This window comes from Candidatus Fukatsuia symbiotica, assembly GCF_003122425.1.
Taxonomy (GTDB): domain Bacteria; phylum Pseudomonadota; class Gammaproteobacteria; order Enterobacterales; family Enterobacteriaceae; genus Fukatsuia; species Fukatsuia symbiotica.
The window spans coordinates 2,514,583-2,533,873 of sequence record NZ_CP021659.1 but is presented as its reverse complement, the minus strand read 5'-3'; the positions used below and the strand labels follow the sequence as shown (position 1 = coordinate 2,533,873).

The 19,291-nt window shown below is 44.3% G+C and carries 18 protein-coding genes and 1 pseudogene; 3 read left to right on the top strand and 16 right to left on the bottom strand.

The window, feature by feature from the left end; genetic code table 11:
* The first annotated feature begins 38 nt into the window (after positions 1–38).
* Positions 39–1,061, top strand: coding sequence for an IS630 family transposase (locus CCS41_RS12310; RefSeq protein WP_119797613.1), 1,023 nt, complete (start codon positions 39–41; stop codon positions 1,059–1,061).
* Positions 1,048–2,043: pseudogene (ampC, locus tag CCS41_RS16155) on the top strand (class C beta-lactamase). The gene CCS41_RS12310 and the pseudogene ampC overlap by 14 nt, the downstream one beginning before the upstream one ends.
* A gap of 23 nt (positions 2,044–2,066) precedes the next feature.
* Here ampC and lpxB read toward each other — a convergent pair.
* The 15 genes from lpxB to CCS41_RS12230 form a co-directional block, all read right to left on the bottom strand.
* A complete protein-coding gene (gene lpxB, locus CCS41_RS12300) occupies positions 2,067–3,266 on the bottom strand; it encodes a lipid-A-disaccharide synthase (protein WP_072550727.1) in 1,200 nt (399 codons plus the stop codon).
* A gap of 3 nt (positions 3,267–3,269) precedes the next feature.
* Positions 3,270–4,058 carry an acyl-ACP--UDP-N-acetylglucosamine O-acyltransferase gene (gene lpxA / locus CCS41_RS12295; protein ID WP_072550726.1) on the bottom strand — a complete coding sequence of 263 codons (789 nt, stop codon included), beginning with the start codon at positions 4,056–4,058 and terminating at the stop codon, positions 3,270–3,272.
* On the bottom strand, positions 4,055–4,531 hold the full coding sequence (gene fabZ, locus CCS41_RS12290) for a 3-hydroxyacyl-ACP dehydratase FabZ (protein ID WP_162860075.1): 477 nt from the start codon (positions 4,529–4,531) through the stop codon (positions 4,055–4,057). Before fabZ ends, lpxA begins: the two co-directional genes overlap by 4 nt.
* 133 nt (positions 4,532–4,664) lie before the next feature.
* The gene (gene lpxD, locus CCS41_RS12285; RefSeq protein WP_072550724.1) at positions 4,665–5,732 is read right to left on the bottom strand and encodes a UDP-3-O-(3-hydroxymyristoyl)glucosamine N-acyltransferase; all 1,068 of its coding nucleotides are present in this window, start codon (positions 5,730–5,732) and stop codon (positions 4,665–4,667) included.
* A gap of 3 nt (positions 5,733–5,735) precedes the next feature.
* Positions 5,736–6,233, bottom strand: a complete 498-nt coding sequence (gene skp, locus CCS41_RS12280) for a molecular chaperone Skp (RefSeq protein ID WP_072550723.1) — start codon at positions 6,231–6,233, stop codon at positions 5,736–5,738.
* A gap of 103 nt (positions 6,234–6,336) precedes the next feature.
* A complete protein-coding gene (gene bamA / locus CCS41_RS12275) occupies positions 6,337–8,724 on the bottom strand; it encodes an outer membrane protein assembly factor BamA (RefSeq protein WP_072550722.1) in 2,388 nt (795 codons plus the stop codon).
* A 34-nt stretch (positions 8,725–8,758) separates the two neighbouring features.
* Entirely contained in the window at positions 8,759–10,114 is a 1,356-nt protein-coding gene (gene rseP / locus CCS41_RS12270) for a sigma E protease regulator RseP (RefSeq protein WP_072550721.1), read from the bottom strand.
* A gap of 42 nt (positions 10,115–10,156) precedes the next feature.
* Positions 10,157–11,005: a phosphatidate cytidylyltransferase gene (cdsA, locus tag CCS41_RS12265; RefSeq protein WP_072550720.1), complete on the bottom strand. Its 849-nt coding sequence runs from the start codon at positions 11,003–11,005 to the stop codon at positions 10,157–10,159.
* 97 nt (positions 11,006–11,102) lie between these two features.
* A complete protein-coding gene (gene ispU, locus CCS41_RS12260) occupies positions 11,103–11,861 on the bottom strand; it encodes a (2E,6E)-farnesyl-diphosphate-specific ditrans,polycis-undecaprenyl-diphosphate synthase (RefSeq protein ID WP_072550719.1) in 759 nt (252 codons plus the stop codon).
* Positions 11,839–13,086, bottom strand: coding sequence for a 1-deoxy-D-xylulose-5-phosphate reductoisomerase (ispC, locus tag CCS41_RS12255; RefSeq protein WP_072550718.1), 1,248 nt, complete (start codon positions 13,084–13,086; stop codon positions 11,839–11,841). Before ispC ends, ispU begins: the two co-directional genes overlap by 23 nt.
* Positions 13,087–13,121: 35 nt before the next feature.
* The gene (gene frr / locus CCS41_RS12250; protein ID WP_072550717.1) at positions 13,122–13,679 is read right to left on the bottom strand and encodes a ribosome recycling factor; all 558 of its coding nucleotides are present in this window, start codon (positions 13,677–13,679) and stop codon (positions 13,122–13,124) included.
* A gap of 150 nt (positions 13,680–13,829) precedes the next feature.
* Positions 13,830–14,558, bottom strand: coding sequence for a UMP kinase (gene pyrH / locus CCS41_RS12245; RefSeq protein WP_072550716.1), 729 nt, complete (start codon positions 14,556–14,558; stop codon positions 13,830–13,832).
* Between the two features lie 122 nt (positions 14,559–14,680).
* On the bottom strand, positions 14,681–15,529 hold the full coding sequence (gene tsf, locus CCS41_RS12240; protein ID WP_072550715.1) for a translation elongation factor Ts: 849 nt from the start codon (positions 15,527–15,529) through the stop codon (positions 14,681–14,683).
* A gap of 129 nt (positions 15,530–15,658) precedes the next feature.
* The gene (gene rpsB / locus CCS41_RS12235; RefSeq protein WP_119797612.1) at positions 15,659–16,381 is read right to left on the bottom strand and encodes a 30S ribosomal protein S2; all 723 of its coding nucleotides are present in this window, start codon (positions 16,379–16,381) and stop codon (positions 15,659–15,661) included.
* A gap of 452 nt (positions 16,382–16,833) precedes the next feature.
* Positions 16,834–17,295 (bottom strand): Lrp/AsnC family transcriptional regulator, encoded by a 462-nt coding sequence (locus tag CCS41_RS12230; RefSeq protein WP_072550714.1) that lies wholly within the window; start codon positions 17,293–17,295, stop codon positions 16,834–16,836.
* Positions 17,296–17,418: 123 nt separating this feature from the next.
* On the opposite strand from CCS41_RS12230, the gene CCS41_RS12225 reads away from it, so the two are divergent.
* A complete protein-coding gene (locus CCS41_RS12225; protein WP_072550713.1) occupies positions 17,419–18,459 on the top strand; it encodes a PLP-dependent cysteine synthase family protein in 1,041 nt (346 codons plus the stop codon).
* 64 nt (positions 18,460–18,523) lie between these two features.
* Here the strand turns inward: CCS41_RS12225 and CCS41_RS12220 are convergent, their stop codons facing one another.
* A complete protein-coding gene (locus tag CCS41_RS12220) occupies positions 18,524–19,267 on the bottom strand; it encodes a type 2 GTP cyclohydrolase I (protein WP_072550712.1) in 744 nt (247 codons plus the stop codon).
* Positions 19,268–19,291: the final 24 nt, after the last annotated feature.

Here is a 19,291-nt window from a genome sequence, read left to right as displayed (position 1 = left end):
GCTTGATTTTGAAGTCGATAAGGATCATGCTCATAGCCATGAAAATAGAGCTGACTGCTGACCAGAAAATTACCCTCGAAGCCCAACATCGTCAAAGCCATGACCGCCGTGTCTGTGACAGGATCCGGTGTGTTTTGTTGTCCGCAGACGGCTGGACTCCCCCTATGATTGCTCACTCACAGCTCATTAATGAAACCACGGTGCGGCGCCACCCTACAGACTATCATAAACTCAACAAGCTCAAGCCTGAAAATGGCGGCTCCGATGGCTATCTCAATGCGGAACAGACCACGTCGCTGGTTGAACATCTCACCCAGCCGCTCTACCACCACAATCACCAAATTGTGGCCTATATCGCTGGACGCTGGAACATCACCTTTACCGTATCAGGTCTGTATAAAGGGTTGAAGCAGCATGGCTTTAGCTATAAAAAGCCGAAAGGTGTTCCGCATAAATTTGCCGTTGAGAAACAGCAGCAATTTATAAAGACCTACAGCGAATTGAAAGACGCCGCGGGTAATGACCCCATACTGTTTATTGATGCCGTTCATCCGACACAAGCCACCAAAATAAGCTACGGCTGGATACGAAAAGGCCAGGATAAAACGATAGAGACCACCGGGAGCAGAACGCGGTTGAATATCATGGGAGCCTTGAACATCCAGAATGTGGCTAACCCCATAATCCGTGATGATGAGACGATTAACAGCGAAAATGTGGTTCACTTCCTGTCTGCCATTCGCGCGCATTATCCCATCACGACAACGGCACATGTGATCCTCGAGGGTGCAGGCTATCACCGTTCACAGCTTGTGCAAGACGCCGCGCTTACGTTGAATATCCAGCTTCATTACCTTCCGCCGTATAGCCCGAATCTAAACCCGATAGAGCGATTGTGGAAGGTGATGAATGAGCAAACACGAAACAATAGATATTACCCATCTAAACAGAGTTTTAAGAACGATATCTTAAACTTCTTTGAGGTGAAGCTACCACAAATGGCAAGTTCTCTGGTATCTCGCTTAAACGATAATTTCCAGGCGCTAAATCCTGCATCTTGATTTCACTTGGGTATATAACTATGGTGTTGCATCAAGAGAGAGCCAACAACGCATTACAAGTGAAACTCTTTTTGAAATCGGCTCGCTTAGCAAAACATTTACGGCAACATGGGCTTCTTATGAGCAAGTCAATGGTAACCTTTCGTTATCTGACAGTGCCAGCAAATATTTACCTTCCTTGAGTAGTAGCAGCTTTGACAACATCAGCCTACTAAATTTGGCTACACATACTGCCGGTGGCCTCCCGCTGCAAGTTCCTGACAATATTAGTAATACCGATTAATTAATGGATTATTTCAAACACGGGTAACCTGCTCATGTCGCTGGAACATACCGGACTTACTCAAATCTCAGTGTCGGTATGTTAGGCATGATCGCGGCTAATAGTATGCACGGGTCTTATGATGACACGATTGAAAAGAAATTATTCTCTGAACTTGGAATGAGACACCGTTACATTAATGTGCCAGAAAATAAGATGAAGGATTATGCACAAGGTTATAATAAAAAAGACATGCCCGTCAGGTTAAATACGGGTGTTCTAGTATCCGAAGCGTACGGGGTAAAATCCAACACCAGTGATTTGATCCGGTTTATTGAAACCAACATGCAAGTCGTTAAGGTTAACGAAAAGTTGCAACGTGCTATAACTGACACTCATATGGGATACTTCAAATCAGGCGAAATAACGCAGGATTTAATATGGGAGCAATACCCCTATCCGGTAAAGCTGGAACGGTTGTTAACCGGTAACTCCGATACGATGATCTATCAGAATACGCCAGTGGTCAAGTTAAGCCCCCCATTGCTGCCACAGGTGGATGTCCTGATCAACAAAACCGGGTCAACCAACGGCTTTGCAGCTTACGCTGCCTTTATCCCTATCAAAAAAATGGGCATTGTGGTACTGGCAAATAAATCTTATCCGATTGCTCCGAGAGTGACTGCTGCTTATCAAATATTAACTCAGCTGGATAATTAGACTACATTGCAAAACCGATTGTCCTAACTGCCGGTATCTATTGAAAAGATAAGGTCATTTGACTCTTGTCTTACTAATTCGAGGATTGCTTGAGCGGCTTGCTGATCAGCACCGCAACGGATGTCTTGATGTAAAGTCAAAAAGCGTTCTTTCAGTGCTACAACAGTTTTTTCTTCGGTTAATAATGGCAATAGCGCATTGGCGAGTTTTTGTGGTTGGCAATCCTGTTGCAATAATTCAGTGACCAACTCTTCTCCTGCCAGTAGATTGGGCAGTGAGACATAAGGTGTTTTCACCCATCGTTTTGCTAGCCAGAAAGTGAAAGGCCGCATACGGTAAGCGACGACCATCGGGCACTTGGCCAGCATACATTCCAGTGCCGCTGTTCCTGAAGCAAGTAATGTGGCATCACTGGCGGTCATGGCACGGCCCGCCTGACCATCGAGCAGATGTAGTGGTAAATCTGGCGCTATTTTAGTTTTAATGGCGATGAATTGTTGCCGTCGTTGAGGGTTAACCAGTGGCACCAGTACCTGAAGATCGGGAAATTGTTGACGCAGTAGCGTCGCGGTAAGGAGAAAATCGGCACTCAACATGGCGACTTCCGCATGGCGACTGCCTGGTAATAATGCCAGGCAGCGGCTATCGGCGGCAATACCGAGCGCCGCTCTTGCTGCTTGCTGATCAGGTATTAGCGGCATGGCATCAGCCATAGTATGACCGATAAAACGACAGGGAACCTTGAAACGGTCGTAAAACGCTTTTTCGAAAGGCAGCAACGCCAAAACCATATCTGTGGCCTTAGCTATTTTTAAAATGCGTTTTTGCCGCCAGGCCCAGACTGATGGGCTGACATAATGGAGGGTACGAATACCCTGTTGTTTCAAATACCGTTCAAGATTGATATTAAAATCAGGTGCGTCGATGCCGATAAAAATATCAGGATTGAGTTTGGTAAAGCGCTGACCAAGATCACGGCGAATTTTGAGTAAGCGTGGTAAACGGCCTAACACTTCGACCACGCCCATCACCGCCAATTCTTCCATTTGATACCATGTTTCGCAGCCTTCGGCCTGCATCAAGGGACCGGTAATACCAACAAAGTGTGCATCAGGAACCTGCGCTTTCAAGGCGCGCATTAATCCGGCGGCTAAAATATCACCTGAGGTCTCTCCGGCAACTAATCCGATGGTCAACGGACGATTTTGCAGATGATTTTGCATAAGTTAGCGGATGATACCTCGAGTCGAACGGGCAAAGAAATCAGTGAACAATTTTAGTGCGGGCTTTTTTTCTGCCAGTATTGCTATTTCGTTTTTTGCTTCTTCAAACGTTTTTTTACTACGATACAATAATTTATGAGCTTCACTGATAGCACTGCGGAATTCCCTGTCAAAACCACGGCGTTTTAATCCTTCGATATTAACCCCAAAAGGTGTTGCATGATTACCCTGAGCAACCATACAGGGTGGTACATCCTGAGCAACGCCCGAACAGCCACCGACCATCACATGAGCGCCAATCACGCAAAATTGATGTATCGCCGTCATCCCGCCGATAATCGCATAATCACCTATGTTGACATGTCCCCCCAAAGTTGCATTATTAGCCAAAACACAGTTGTTACCAACCAGACAATCATGAGCAACATGAGTATTAACCATTAGCAGGTTACCATTGCCGATTTTAGTTAGCCCTCCACCTTGTATTGTACCCCGGTGGATAGAAACGCTCTCGCGGATACGGTTGTGATCACCGATCTCAACACGGGTGGGTTCCCCTGCGTATTTTAAGTCTTGGTTGACTTCACCAATGGAAGCAAACTGATAAATTTGATTATGGCAACCAATTTTTGTGATGCCGTTAATAACAATATGAGATTTAAGTTCTGTACCCGTGCCGATTTCTACCTTGGAGCCGATAAAACAGAAAGGGCCGACAGTGACGTTGGCAGCAATAACCGCACCCTTTTCGACGATAGCTGTTGGATGGATAACAGGGGTTTTATTAATCACTGACCTTGTTCTCCAGGCGTTTTTTGCTGACTACGTGCACAGGTCATGGTGGCTTCACAGACGACGTTGCCATCAACTTTGGCGACACCGTCGAAACAGGTGATACCACAGCGTGTTCTACCAAATGTCACTTCCAAAATCATCTGGTCTCCAGGTGTGACCGGACGTTTAAAGCGTGCTTTGTCAATACCGGTAAAATAGAAAATCTCACCAGATTTAAGCTCACCATAGCTTTTAAAAGCGAGGATCCCGGTTGCCTGTGCTAGCGCTTCCAGAATCAGTACGCCGGGGAAAATAGGCTTACCGGGAAAATGTCCTTGGAAAAAAGGCTCGTTAAAAGAAACGTTTTTTGTCGCTCGTAGAAATTTGCATTTTTCAAATTCCAAAACACGATCGACCAACAAAAATGGATAACGATGCGGGAGCAGTGTCAAAATCTCTTCAATATGCAGAGGATCGTTGTTTGTAGTCAAAATACTTTTCCTGTCTAAAAAACTGATGGCATTAATAGCATGGTTGCGTTGATCCCAATTTTTTTCTAAATATAGATCAAGCAGATAAGCTGAAAATTGGCAACTGTGCAGTACTTTTTTGGCAGTGTATCTCTTATTTACTTAGAGCATCATCAGACGATGCGGGATCTTTATCGATGTGACGTTCAACCTTTTTTAAACGTTGGTTTATTTTATCGATACTCATCACCAATGCTGCCGTTTTACGCCAGGTTTTATTGGGTTGCAAGGGAACACCCGAAGAGTATATCCCAGGCTCGGTAATAGGGCGCATTACCATTCCCATTCCTGTGATCACCACCTTATCTGCAATTTCCATATGACCGTTGATGACACTGGCACCACCTATCTGACAATAGCGCCCAATTTTCAGGCTACCTGCCATAATGACTCCACCAGCAATAGCCGTATTTTCTCCAATCACCACGTTATGTGCAATCTGGCATTGATTATCAATGATGACACCATTGCCAATAACGGTGTTATCCAGTGCGCCGCGATCAATGGTAGTGCAAGCGCCAATTTCAACATGATTACCAATTTGTACCGTACCCAATTGTGGGATTTTAATCCACTTGCCGCTTTCATTGGCGTAACCAAAACCATCGGCACCAATGACACTACCTGCATGGATAAGACAATACTGTCCGATCTCAACTTCATGATAAAGTGCAACATTAGCCCATAAACGGCTACCGGTGCCAATACGTGCATTTTTACCGATAAAACAACCCGCACCAATGATCACGTGATCACCTAGTATTACGCCGGATTCGATAACAGTATTTGCGCCAATAGAAACCTGTCTTCCTATCGTCGCCTGTGGTGAAACTACGGCACTGGGTGCGATGCCCTGAGCAGGTTGAGGTGTAGTATCCATTATTTGTGCTATGTGTGCATAGGCAACATAAGGATTGTTAACGACTAGGGCTGTCATTTGGCAAAATGGTAAATCTGTCTCAGTGAGCACTACGACGCTGGCTTGGCAAGTAACCAGTTGTTCACGGTTGCGGCTGTTTGACAAAAACGTGATTTGTCCTGCTTGAGCAGAATGCATTGATGCAATACCGGTGATGACGAGATTGCCATCACCCTGTACCTGTGCATGCAAGCCCTTTTCTGCCAATTTTTGGACGAGGTCAGCCACTCGCATTGAAAACATGGGTTATTTAACCTCTTTCAGTACGTCAGCCGTGATATCTTTAGACGGTAACGCATAGACCACAGCACTTACGTCGATCACCATGTCATAACTTTTTTTCGTCGCTACTGTTTTCACTGCATCTTGAATACGACTCAAAATTTTATTGCGTTCTTCCGTTTGACGACGACGATTGTCTATCTCGAATGTTTGTGCTTTGTTGCCGAATGTTTCACGCTGCTCCATAATATTTTTTTCCATGCTGCTAATATCACTGGTTTTCATGATGCTTCGATCACGTTGCAATTTTTCCATATCAGTCCGCAGTTTTTCTTCCATGCTTTTTAGATCTGTTGCACGTCCTTTAAATTCATTCTCCAATTGTTTGGCTACAGCCTCACGTGCAGGTAATTTTTGGAAAATCTGCGCGACGTTAACAATGGCAATTTTGTCACCAGCTTGGACGCCAGCCGATGTCATTAATGCTAAACCAAGACCTGTGGCATATAACCATTTTTTCATTACCATCTCCTTACATACCTTTTATGTGTAGTCATACCTTGTAACACACATAACACCGGCAAAGCACGGTGTTCATGCGTTTTCTCATCATATTCGAATTGAGTTACCAGGTTTTACCAATATTAAACTGGAATTGCTCTGATTTGTCGCCAGGGTAGTCTTTAATCGGTTTGGCATAGGAAAAGACCAAAGGAGCCAGTGGCGACATCCATTGTAGTGCGACCCCCGCAGAGACACGGACATTATTTCGATTGCTGTAGTCTGGAATGTCTGCTGCGCGTGTTTGTGCTGTATTCTTCCAGTCGGTATCCCACACTGTGCCCGAATCGATAAAGAAAGAAGTACGTATTGAGTTAGCGTATTTTTCGCTGATAAAGGGGGTGGGTGTGATCAATTCTATACTGGCTACTGCCATTGCATTACCCCCGATCGCATCAGTAGATTTGTTTATCTTGGCACCGTTATCGGCATAATATGCTGCCTTAGGCCCGATGTTGTTTGAACGGAAACCGCGCACAGTACTGGATCCCCCCGCATAGAAATTCTCGTAAAATGGCATTTCTTTTGCGCCAATACCGCCACCATAACCGAGGAGTCCACGACCTAATACCACCCATGAATGATTTTCATCCAATGGTAGGTAGGCCGATGTATTAAGAGTAACTTTATAGAATTCGTTACCTGATCCCGGCAGGGTAACTTTACCACTTAGTGACGATTTTACCCCTGATGTTGGGAAGAAACCTCGGTCGAGACTGTTATAAGACCAGCCGCTGCTTAAGGTAAAATCATTAGTGGTAAAATTGGTACGATCAACGTAGTTAACATCTTGCTTTACTGATTTCAGATAACGCCACATGGAAACCTGGGGTTGCATATCAGATAAGCTGTTGTGGGCATACCCCATACCTATTCGTAATGAATTGTTCTCGTTGATTGGAAAGCCAAGCGTTCCATCTAAACCATAACTGCTGTTGGTATAGCTAGATAAATCAGCTTTACCTGCTTTGAAATTGTCATAGAAAATACGCCCACCCAGACTGACACCATTCACGGTGAAATAAGGATCGGTTAAAGTAAATTCTGCGTAACTCCGGTAATCATTTTTACTGGCATTGATACCCACGCTATTACCCGTGCCCAGCCAGTTATCCTGTGAGGCACCAACCTGGTAGCTGATACCACTTTCTGTACCGTAACCCAGGCCAAAATTAAGGCTGCCGGTGTTACGTTCATTCACTTTGTAAATGACATCTACTTGATCAACGGTACCTGGTACCCGTTGTGTTTCCACGTCAACACTTTCGAAATAACCTAACCGATTCAGGCGCTCTTTGCCTTGTTCGATTTGATCACTCCCCAACCAGGCACCTTCCATTTGACGCATTTCACGACGTAAAACGGAATCTTTACTGGTGTTGTTACCTTGAAAACGAATATGGCGCACGTAAAAGCGACGACCCGCCTCCAAGTTGATACGTAGTGTTACTGTTTTATCCACATCGTTAATTTCCGGCTGGCTGATTACTGTCGGATAAGCATAACCATAACGGGCCAACATTTTCTTGATGTCGTTTTCCATACGGGTAACTTTGCTGCCATTGTACCACTCGCCTGGTTTAATCTGAATCAGTTTTTCGGCTTCCGATTGGTGATCGGCCAGATTACCACTTACCGTTACTTTATTGAACTTATAGGGCTTGCCTTCGGTAATATTGACCGTGATGTAGATGCTTTTTTTATCTGGCGTCAAACTTACCTGAGTAGAGTCGATATTAAAACGGACATAGCCCCGATCCAGATAGAAGCTACGTAAGCTTTCTAGATCACCCGCCAGTTTTTGTTTTTGATATTTACGATTGCCTAGCAGGTTCCACCAAGGAACTTCATCGTGGAGTTGAAAGCGCGAAATCAGTTCATCGTTGGTAAAGGCATGGTTGCCGACAATATTAATCTGCTTGATTTTCGCCGCGACACCTTCAATAAATACCAGTTTGAGATCAATACGATTACGGGGCAAAGGGGTAACAATGGCTTTGACCGAAGCATTATATTTACCGGCGCTGTAATAAAAATCTTCCAATCCTTTTTCAATATTTGATAAGGTTGTACGATCCAATGCTTCACCTACCCGAACACCTGAAGCTTGTAAGTTTTGTTTCAGCATATCTGCTTTTACCGATTTGTTGCCGGAAAAAGTGATATTAGCAATGGTTGGTCGTTCTTTGACTTGAACAACCAATGTATTCCCATCACGTAAGACTTGGATGTCTTCAAAACTGCCGGTGGCAAATAATGCACGGATAATTCTACCGGTATCTTCATCATCGACAGTATCACCGACACGCACCGGCATATTAAGCAACGCGGCACCAACGGCTACGCGCTGTAAGCCCTCGAAATGAATATCTTTCACCACGAACGAACCTGCCCCGTACACGGTGGCGCTGCCAAACAGCAGCGACGCTATGAGCAATTTTTTCATCACCATCGTTGTTACGCGCTCTTCTTATTATCTCCAACCTTTAAAAGCGGGAGAAGTCATTGAAAAGTGCAAGCCCCATCAACAACACCAGCAAAATTGAACCGATGCGGAAGCTGACGTCTTGTACTCGTTCGGAAAGCGGTTCACCTTTTAGCTTTTCTATCGTTAAGAAAAGCAGATGACCGCCATCTAATACTGGCAATGGGAATAGATTAATGATCCCTAAATTGACACTAATGAGTGCCAGGAACATGAGGTAATACACAAATCCATACTGAGCTGAAGCTCCCGCTCCCTGTGCAATCGATATCGGGCCACTCAGGTTATTCAGCTTAACATCACCAGTAATCAGTTTTCGCAGCATGTTGACCGTCAATCGCGTGAGTTGCCAGGTTTGATCGAAGGCCTGATACAGTGCAGAAAGCGGATCATATTGGCGAACTATTCTGTATTCCTGTGCTAGTGGTATCATTTGCGGTACGACACCGGCAAAACCTTGAGTGGGTGTGATATCTCCTGGAATGGCATCAGGTATCAGAGTCAAAAATAAGGGTGTTCCTTTTCTTTCAATTTCTAATGCTAAAGGTTTATTAGGGTTATTACGTATCAAGGTGACAAATAATGACCAACTATTGACTAATTGGTTACCCACTTTAACTATCTTATCTCCCACTTGTAAACCTGCCTTTTGTGCAGCCGAACCCGATCGAACTTCTGCCAGTACTGACTGAACCTGTGGACCTAGAGGAAGAATACCTAACGTGGCTATGGGATCCTGTTTATCCGCTTCGAATTTCCACTGCTTTAGATCCAGAATTTTTTGCACTACACCACCAGAGCCGGGGGGAGTAACACCTATTTTAACCTGGTCATCACCGATTTTGCCCATCAGTGCCAGTCGAACAGCATCCCAATCTCGTGTTTCTCTATTATCGACTGTTTTCAGCTCCATCCCTGGCAAAATACGTGCCTGCGCTGCGATGGATTGTTCAAGAACATCACCAACAACCGGCCGTACACTTGGCACACCGATGACAAATACCAGCCAGTAAGCAAGGATAGCAAAAAGAAAATTAGCAATAGGTCCGGCACTAATAATAGCTGCACGTTGTAGAATTGTCTTGTTATTAAAAGCCTGATGACGGAACTCCGGTGCGACAGCTGTGATAGATTCATCAAGCATTTTAACGTAACCGCCCAACGGGATCAGGGCGACGACATACTTCGTACCTTGACGATCAATACGTTGCCACAGGGGTTTACCAAAACCAATGGAAAAACATTCCACCTTGACACCACAACGGCGTGCTACCCAAAAATGACCAAACTCATGGACGGTAATTAAAACACCCAATGCAAGGATGAAGGCACTCAAGCTCCACAATATATGTATCATAATCACTACATTCCTTGCTTAAGAGCCTATTCGAAATCTATTTTAAAACACTAACAGCATCAAGCAAGTGAACACGGGTACAGCGGCGGTCAAGCTATCGATACGATCCAATATGCCGCCATGTCCTGGAATTAAATGACCGCTGTCTTTAATCCCCGCTTCGCGTTTAAACATACTTTCGCTCAGATCACCCAGTACGGATGCAAGTGCTGCCACAACAGAGCAAATTAAAAGCTTTTTATGGCTCAACTCCAGTGGTGCATAGTGGCTAAACAGACAGGATATTAAGGCAGAAGTCAGTAAACCACCCAATAATCCTTCCCAAGTCTTGGCAGGAGAGACTTTCACCACCAATTTATGTTTACCAAACGTTTTACCAAAAAAATAAGCACCAGAATCTGCACCCCATACTAATAACATTAGGTAAAGTAACCACCAGGCTCCAGCGGTATGACTCTGTTGGTAATCATATTGACGCAGGGCAAACATCCCGCAAAAGAACGGAACAATGGTAAGAACGCCAAAGATGATAGTCAAAATACGCGAATTACGCCAGAAAACCGCTGAACGTGGATAAGTGAGCACTAATATCAGCGCTGTTAACCACCACCCCAGGGAGATCCAAAGTGGTATACCAATCTGCAGTAGATCCACTGAATATTGATGCCTAGGGATACTCAATAACATCACAACGAGGAGCAAACCGCATAGGATAGCCAGGCAAAGACGTTGACCACTGTTGACAAACCCTGCTAACTGCCCCCACTCCCAAGCGGCTAGCATACAGACCATTAAGATGACGCCGGCAAAGGCAGTGGGTGGTAGAAGAAATAGCACGCCGATAACCATGGGGATCAAAATCAACGCAGTAATAAGACGAGGCTTCAGCAAAAGTTCCCCCTAAGAAGCTAGTCGAAATCATCATGAGCATCGCTCAGACGAGGAAAAAATCGGCGAAAAAATGCAATTTTTAGGTGTAATTCTGAATTTATGTCATGTTGTCTACGGGTGATGCTCCACCGAAACGACGTTCACGTTGTGCAAATTCATCCAGTGCCCTTTTAAAGATGTTTTCATCAAAATCAGGCCAGAGTACATCGGTAAAATAAAGTTCAGCATAGGCTATTTGCCACAATAAAAAATTACTGATGCGACGCTCGCCACCCGTTCTGATTACTAAATCGACCGGAGATCGTGTGCTCATGCAGCGATTAATTAATTCCTCATCAAGATCATCAGGTTGTAACAATCCTTGCTGAACCTGTCGAGCTAAATGGCGCATACTCTGCATAATATCCCAACGTCCGCCATAATTGGCTGCGATGTTGAGTTGCAACCCATTATTATTTTCTGTCAGTACTTCAACACTCTGAATACGATCCCGTAAGCGCGGATCAAAACGGCTGGTATCGCCGATGATATGTAAGCAGACCTTATTTTCATGTAGACTTTTTACCTCTTTGTCTAAGGCATACATAAAAAGTTTCATTAATGCGCTGACTTCATCAGCAGGACGATGCCAATTCTCACTGCTAAATGCGTAAAGTGTCAGCGCCTTCAACCCCTGTTTTGCGGCAAAACTAACCGCTCGGCGCACGGATTTCAATCCTGCTTTATGACCGAAGGGCCTCATTTTCCCTTGAGATTTTGCCCAGCGACCATTGCCGTCCATAATAATAGCAACATGACGCGGCAATCGCTGCGCCAGGGAGGGCAAACTCGCCTTATCTGCATTTTTGGACGACATGGTTCGAACTGATTCCCTTAGTAAAATAATTTTTTTCCAATGCTGCGATACTTCTCTTTGCTTCATCACGAGCTTCGGTGTCGATGTCTAAAACCTCTTCTACGCTGGTTGGATCGAGCAAACTCAGCCTTTCAACAACCTGGTGGTTCACTGTTGCAATATCAGTAAAACGAATAGAGCCGTTGAGAAACGCTTGCACTGCAACTTCATTGGCTGCATTAAGCGTGGTGGTCGCAGCCTGACCTTTATTACAGGCGTCAATCGCTAACTGTAGGCAAGGATAACGATTCTTATCAGGCTTGGCAAAGGTCAGCGTTCCAATACTACATAGATCGAGTGGCTTGACGGTCAATTTTATCCGTTCGGGGTAAGTCATCGCATAAGCAATCGGGATACACATATCAGGAGTGCCTAATTGAGCTAATAGGTTGCCGTCGTTATAACGTACCATAGAATGAATCACTGATTGTGGATGTAAAACAACTTCTACCTGTTTACTTGAAGCGTTAAATAACCAGCGTGCCTCAATATATTCCAAACCTTTATTCATCATGGTAGCTGAATCCACGGAAATCTTGAGCCCCATACTCCAATTCGGATGGGCGCAGGCTTGATAAGGAGTAACATCAGCGAGTTGTGCCAAAGGTATTTCACGTAACGCCCCACCGGAGGCTGTCAAAATAATACCTGAAACCCCATATTCAGCTAAATCAGCATGACCTAATTGTTGTTGGACCCGCTCCGGTAGACATTGAAAAATAGCATTGTGTTCACTGTCGATCGGCAATAATTGAGCACCATTTTTTTGCACTTCCTCCATAAATAGACGACCGCAGGTGACCACCGACTCTTTGTTGGCTAATAACACCTGTTTACCCGCCCGAATCGCCGACAAGGTAGGCAATAATCCAGCGACACCAACGATAGCAGCCATCACCTGATCAACATCATTTAATGCTGCCAGTTCACCGATGCACTGCTCGCCAAAAGAAACTTCAGTTTTTATCCCGTGTTCTGCCAATGAAGTACGCAGGGAGAGTGCTGAGTGTTTATCAGCCATCGCAGCATAAAGCGGCTTGAATTCCTGACATTGCGTGACCATCCGTTTGACATTACGACCACCAACTAATGCTGTCACGGTAAACCGAGAGCGATTAGCTCGTACTACGTCCAAAGTACTACAGCCGATGGAACCGGTAGAACCAAGAATAGCCAATCTCTTCATGAATACACTCTGAATATGAACGACATGGTTTTAAATTAAAATGTCATCAGATCGGCTTCTTTCATCGCCAGTAACTCGTCAATTTCTTTGATATGAGCATCCGTCAGTTTTTGTACACTATCTTGAGAATCATGTTCTTCGTCTTCGCTGATTGCACTGTCTTTCAGTAACGCTTTCGTTTTTTTGTTAGCATCCTGACGGATATTCCGTACAGCAGTACGACTTCGTTCAGCCTCTCGCCGTGCAGTTTTTACTAACTCTTTGCGGCGTTCTTCAGTAAGGGGAGCTAGAGGCACTCGAATAACAGCACCGGCAGAAATAGGGTTGAGGCCTAAATCTGATGTTCTGATGGCTTTTTCTACCGTCGAGCTTATGCTATGGTCAAATACGGTGATGGCCAGGGTTCTGGAATCTTCTGCAACTACGTTAGCCAATTGGCGTAACGGCGTTGCACTACCATAGTATTCGACTGAAATACCATCGAGCATGCTCGGCGCAGCGCGCCCTGTACGGATTTTGCTGATATGACCCTTGAAAACTTCTATACATTTTTTCATGTGCTCAGAGGCATCTATTTTAATTTTATTGATCACGTTGTGAACCTTTGAAAAACTGATAATTTGGCAAACCCAACCCTTTGCAAAATCGCCCTTGCAAAACCATAGTTCTGTAGTAACTCTACTATACCATGTCGTGTCACTGTTGAATAAGCAAAGGAATAATGGACGGATTGTGAAAAGAGATCACTTGTTACCGATTAACGTTCCTTCATCTTCACCCATGACAACCCGTCGTAATGCTCCAAATGTATTCATATTAAATACACGGATGGGTAAACTGTGGTCACGAGCCAAGGTAAAGGCGGCGAGATCCATCACTTTTAGTTCACGCTCTAACACATCCTGGTAGGTTAACCGTGAATACAAGGTCGCTCCTGGAACTTTCACCGGATCAGCCGAGTAAACCCCATTAACTTTGGTGGCTTTTAACACCACATCCGCTTCAATTTCTATACCACGTAAGCAAGCGGCTGAATCTGTAGTAAAAAACGGATTACCGGTACCGGCAGAAAAAATTACTACCCTATTATTACAAAGTAAGCTAATAGCTTCGGCCCAGCTATAATTATCACATACACCGCTCAGTGGGATAGCAGACATCATACGTGCTTTAACTTCGACACGGTGCAGCGCATCACGCATTGCCAAGCCATTCATCACCGTAGCTAGCATACCCATATGGTCACCAACGACACGGTTCATTCCTGCTTTTGCCAAACCTGCACCGCGGAACAGATTACCCCCGCCAATGACGACACCAACTTGAATTTTCAGGTCGGTTAGTTCTTTGATTTCTTTAGCGATACGATACAAGATATCAGGGTCGATACCAAAACATTCTTTACCCTGCAAGGCCTCACCACTCAATTTGAGTAAAATACGCTTATATATGGGTTTTTCACTGATTGCCATGGTGTTTGTCTTGAGCCTCTGTATAAAAATGTTAGAAATTTGACCGTATACATGATGGGTAATAGCGATTAGCTGTCTGACAGACAAAAATAAAACCGCCATTTGACGGTTTTATTCGGGTATCAAGATGGTGAATTCATCGCAGTCACTTCGGCGGCAAAATCGGATTGAGGTTTCTCAATCCCTTCACCCACTTCATAACGTTCGAAGCCGACGACATCAGCATTACCTAATATTTGACTCACTGTTTTGTTGGCGTCCGCGTAGAAAGTCTGACCAGTCAGAGAAATCTCATGAGTGAACTTCTTCATACGCCCTTCAAGTATTTTTTCAGCAATCTCAGGGGGTTTGCCAGATTCTAGCACTCTACTCAATTGAAACTGGTGCTCACGATCAACATCCTCTTTGGGAGCATCCTCAGGTGTAAGACATTTAGGATGACTCGCTACGATGTGTACCGCGAGCTGTCTAACCAGTTCTGCATCAGCACCCCTGGCTGCCACTATTGCACCAATACGTGCGTTATGGTGCAAATATTGGCCTAATACCGCATCTGTAAATATAGCAATACGGCGAATACGGATATTCTCACCTATTTTGGCGACTAAACTGGCGCGTTGTTCTTCGAATCTGGTTTGTAAGATGGCAATGTCCGTTATTTTTTCGGCTAGCGCCTGGTTGATCACTTCTTCACCAAATGCTTTGAAACCCGCATCCTTTGCGACAAAATCTGTTTCACAATTCAGCTCAACCATAGCCGCAGCGTTACCGTCAACTTTAGTCAGAATGATGCCTTCAGCAGCGACACGATCTGCTTTCTTTGCTGCTTTCGCTTGACCCGATTTACGCATGTTGTCAATAGCCAAATTAATATCGCCATTGGCCGCAGTCAACGCCCTTTTGCAGTCCATCATACCTACGCCGGTACGGTCGCGCAGTTCTTTTACCTGAGTCGCAGTAATATCAGTCATTCAATTTTCCTCGTTTATCCCATTGGGGGAAAAATTCGATCGCGGAACGATTTCTACAAACAATTTTTTTAATAGACTTCTTGCAAAACTGTAGTTTGTTATGCGAGGTCAAGGCGTTTTGCACGCTTATTATTCTACGATGAAATTTTCTTCTGCCTGTACTACCAGATCTTGAGAACGGCCTTCCTGAACAGCTTTTACAACAGCCTCTAGATATAATTTTATGGCACGGAGGGCGTCATCGTTACCGGGAATAATGAAATCAACGCCGTCCGGACTAGAGTTAGTATCAACGATTGCGAGTACGGGGATACCCAGGTTATTCGCTTCTTTGATCGCGATATGTTCATGCTCAGCATCAATAACAAACAGGGCATCGGGTAAACCGCTCATATTTTTGATGCCACCCAAGCTATTTTCCAACTTGTCCAGTTCACGTTTGCGCATTAGCGCTTCTTTCTTGGTTAACTTGTCAAAAGTGCCATCTTGAGACTGGGTTTCTAAATCTTTCAAACGGTTGATAGATTGACGAACGGTTCTCCAGTTAGTCAACATGCCACCCAACCAGCGATGATTGACAAAAAATTGCTCACAGCCATTGGCCGCTTCTTTTATCGCTTCACTTGCAGCACGCTTGGTACCAACAAACAGGATCTTACCTTTACGGGAAGCAATCTTTTTCAATTCAGCCAAAGCGTCGTTGAACAGGGGGACCGTTTTTTCCAGGTTGATGATATGAACTTTATTACGGGCACCAAAGATGAAAGGCTTCATTTTGGGATTCCAGTAACGAGTTTGATGGCCGAAGTGAGTACCTGCTTTGAGCAGATCACGCATGGAAACAGTTGCCATGATTAAAACCTCTATAATTTGAGTTGGGGTTATGCCTCCACAAATCCCATAACACCGACCCCGCAAGAAAGAAACTCGGAGCACCCCGGCGTATGTGTCGATTCGTGTGTGTTATTTACACATATGAGTACAGTTCATTGGTGTCATTTTTTCCACCCGCCACCTTAGTCAACCACAATAGACTTCTTGCAAAACCTACTATCTATTTGTTTGTAAATACGTGCTGCAGATTCTGAGTCACGTGGTGCCCGGAATCCTCGTGCACTGCGGTTGCTGTGCGTCAGGCGCCTTGACTTCGCATAACGAATCATGGTTTTGCAAGAAGCCTAATAAAAACGGCAGTTCACTAAGCTAAAACAGAGTGGATTATCGGCGCGTTTTATACCATAAAGCAGCACTATACACCAATCTTTGTTACGTCTTTCTATGCGTTGCATAGGCTTCGATCTCAATTAGTCATATACGGGCAATTCAGTCGTGTATTTAATTTTTTCCATCGCAAAGCTGGTTGTTACATCGATTAATCCTTCTACGCTGTTGACCAGCTGCTTGTAGAAATTGTCATAACTTTTCATGTCGTTCACTGTGACTTGCATGAGGTAATCATACTCACCCGTCATACGATACAATGCCACAACTTCAGGCATATTTTTGACCCATGGCGTAAATTTTTCGTACCAGTCACTGCTATGTTGATGTGTTTTGATCAGCATAAAAGCCGTCAACCCTAACTTCAGTTTTTCGCTATCAAGTAACACCACACGACCACGAATAAACCCTTCATCTTCCAGACGCTTGATACGTTTCCAACAGGGTGTGGATGTCAAATGGACCACTTCAGATAAAACTTGTAATGATTGGGTGCAATCTTTTTGCAGCATACGCAATAATTTTCGATCTATTTTATCTATCATAGGGTTCACCAGTAGAAAATATTTCCATTTTATTGCAAAAAAACAGCAAAAATCATAATTTTTTTTTCCACAAAAAAAATTAAAATTGACAACATTAATTCACGATATAAAACGTAGACTTCTATGAATAGTGCCTGGATAAAACATGCGATTAATGAAATAAAAGCGGATTATCAACGCTCAGCTGATACACATCTCATTCGCTTAAGGCTGTCAGCCTTTCCAAACATCAATCTCTATTTAAAAGATGAAAGTACCCATCCAACGGGTAGCTTAAAACACCGGCTCGCACGTTCCCTCTTTTTGTACGGTTTGTGCAATGGTTTAATCAAACAAGACACCACCATCATTGAAGCTTCATCTGGCAGTACCGCGATCTCAGAAGCTTATTTTGCTCATTTAATCGGCCTGCCATTTGTCGCTGTCATGCCTAAAGGTACGGCTAGAAAGAAAATAGAACAAATTACTTCTTACGGTGGACGCTGCTCTTTTGTCGATCATGCTAGTCAAATTTATCAGGCATCGGAACAACTTACCCGTGAGTTTAACGGTCATTATATGGATCAATTTACCTATGCGGAACGTGCGACTGACTGGCGTGGTAACAATAATATTGCCGATAGTATTTTTCAGCAAATAGCCCGCGAGCCATTTCAAATACCCAAATATATTGTAATGAGCGCCGGTACCGGTGGCACCTCGGCAACCTTAGGTCGCTATATTCGTTATCAAGGTTACAATACCAAGTTAGTCGTCGTCGATCCCGAAGGCTCAGTATTCTATGATTGTTTTACCACCGGGAAGAAGGATATCACGGGTACATCTAGCAGCAGGATTGAAGGGATCGGGCGTCCTCGTGTCGAGCCTTCTTTCATGCCAAAGGTCATCGACAATATGATACGTGTCCCCGATGCTGCCAGTATTGCCACCATACATTGGCTTGAACATATACTAAATCGAAAAGTGGGAGCTTCTACTGGTACTAACGTTTGGGGTGCATTACAACTCGCGATACAAATGCGTGATAGATCACAATCTGGCGCAATAGTCACCATATTATGTGACAGTGGTGAGCGTTATCTTGATACCTACTATAACCCACAATGGGTAAGTGACTGTATTGGCGATCTGGCCCCCTATCTACGCCAATTGGAAAACTTATAACGGCGCTTTTTCGTCGCGTTTTTTCCTCGTCTGAATATTACTTATTATGATTTATAACAATCTGTTATGCTGGATTGGGTACGTCAATAAAAATGACGTCTAGTTGATGTTCATCGATTAACCACTTTCCTAATGCTTCGATACCATAACGTTCAGTGGCATGATGTCCGGCAGCATAAAAATTCACCCCCATCTCTCGGGCAATGTGGATGGTTTGCTCAGAGACTTCACCGGTAATAAAGGCATCGACACCAAATTCAGCTGCCTGTTGGATATAGCCTTGGCCTCCGCCTGTACACCAAGCCACACTTTGCACTTTAGTAGGTGCATTATCACCACAATGCAATACTGTTCGTTCCGACAGTATTTGCAGACGTTTAGCCAAGATCGTGGCATCAAGTGGTGGTTTAAATTCACCATAAGGTAGCAGTGATTCAATCTTACCCTGTACTTCAATATCAAGCCGTTTAGCCAATTGCGCGTTGTTACCCAATACCGAGTGAGCATCAAGGGGTAAATGGTAGCCATAAAGATTAATATCGTGCGCCAACAGTGTTTTTAAGCGATTACGTTTCATGCCGCGTACTACCGCTGGTTCATTTTTCCAAAAATAGCCATGATGAACTAAAATAGCATCAGCCTTCTGCTCCACTGCTCGTTCTAAAAGCAACTGACTGGCGGTCACGCCGGTGACAATACGTTTGATCTCTGGTCGTCCTTCTACCTGTAAACCATTAGGTGCGTAGTCTTGAAAAGTTTCAATATTGAGCTCGGTGTTAATTAATTTTTCTAGGACAATATTGTTCATAAGATCGGGATCGAGTTAGATATA

What these genes read in the sequence shown, in the direction of transcription:
- CCS41_RS12310 (WP_119797613.1), top strand. Translation starts at nt 39, where the DNA reads ATGAAAATAGAGCTGACTGCTGACCAGAAAATTACCCTCGAAGCCCAA.
- lpxB (WP_072550727.1), bottom strand. Translation starts at nt 3,266, where the DNA reads ATGCAAAATCATCTGCAAAATCGTCCGTTGACCATCGGATTAGTTGCC.
- lpxD (WP_072550724.1), bottom strand. Translation starts at nt 5,732, where the DNA reads ATGTTTTCAATGCGAGTGGCTGACCTCGTCCAAAAATTGGCAGAAAAG.
- skp (WP_072550723.1), bottom strand. Translation starts at nt 6,233, where the DNA reads ATGAAAAAATGGTTATATGCCACAGGTCTTGGTTTAGCATTAATGACA.
- bamA (WP_072550722.1), bottom strand. Translation starts at nt 8,724, where the DNA reads ATGGTGATGAAAAAATTGCTCATAGCGTCGCTGCTGTTTGGCAGCGCC.
- rseP (WP_072550721.1), bottom strand. Translation starts at nt 10,114, where the DNA reads ATGATACATATATTGTGGAGCTTGAGTGCCTTCATCCTTGCATTGGGT.
- ispU (WP_072550719.1), bottom strand. Translation starts at nt 11,861, where the DNA reads ATGTCGTCCAAAAATGCAGATAAGGCGAGTTTGCCCTCCCTGGCGCAG.
- ispC (WP_072550718.1), bottom strand. Translation starts at nt 13,086, where the DNA reads ATGAAGAGATTGGCTATTCTTGGTTCTACCGGTTCCATCGGCTGTAGT.
- pyrH (WP_072550716.1), bottom strand. Translation starts at nt 14,558, where the DNA reads ATGGCAATCAGTGAAAAACCCATATATAAGCGTATTTTACTCAAATTG.
- tsf (WP_072550715.1), bottom strand. Translation starts at nt 15,529, where the DNA reads ATGACTGATATTACTGCGACTCAGGTAAAAGAACTGCGCGACCGTACC.
- rpsB (WP_119797612.1), bottom strand. Translation starts at nt 16,381, where the DNA reads ATGGCAACTGTTTCCATGCGTGATCTGCTCAAAGCAGGTACTCACTTC.
- CCS41_RS12230 (WP_072550714.1), bottom strand. Translation starts at nt 17,295, where the DNA reads ATGATAGATAAAATAGATCGAAAATTATTGCGTATGCTGCAAAAAGAT.
- CCS41_RS12225 (WP_072550713.1), top strand. Translation starts at nt 17,419, where the DNA reads ATGAATAGTGCCTGGATAAAACATGCGATTAATGAAATAAAAGCGGAT.
- CCS41_RS12220 (WP_072550712.1), bottom strand. Translation starts at nt 19,267, where the DNA reads ATGAACAATATTGTCCTAGAAAAATTAATTAACACCGAGCTCAATATT.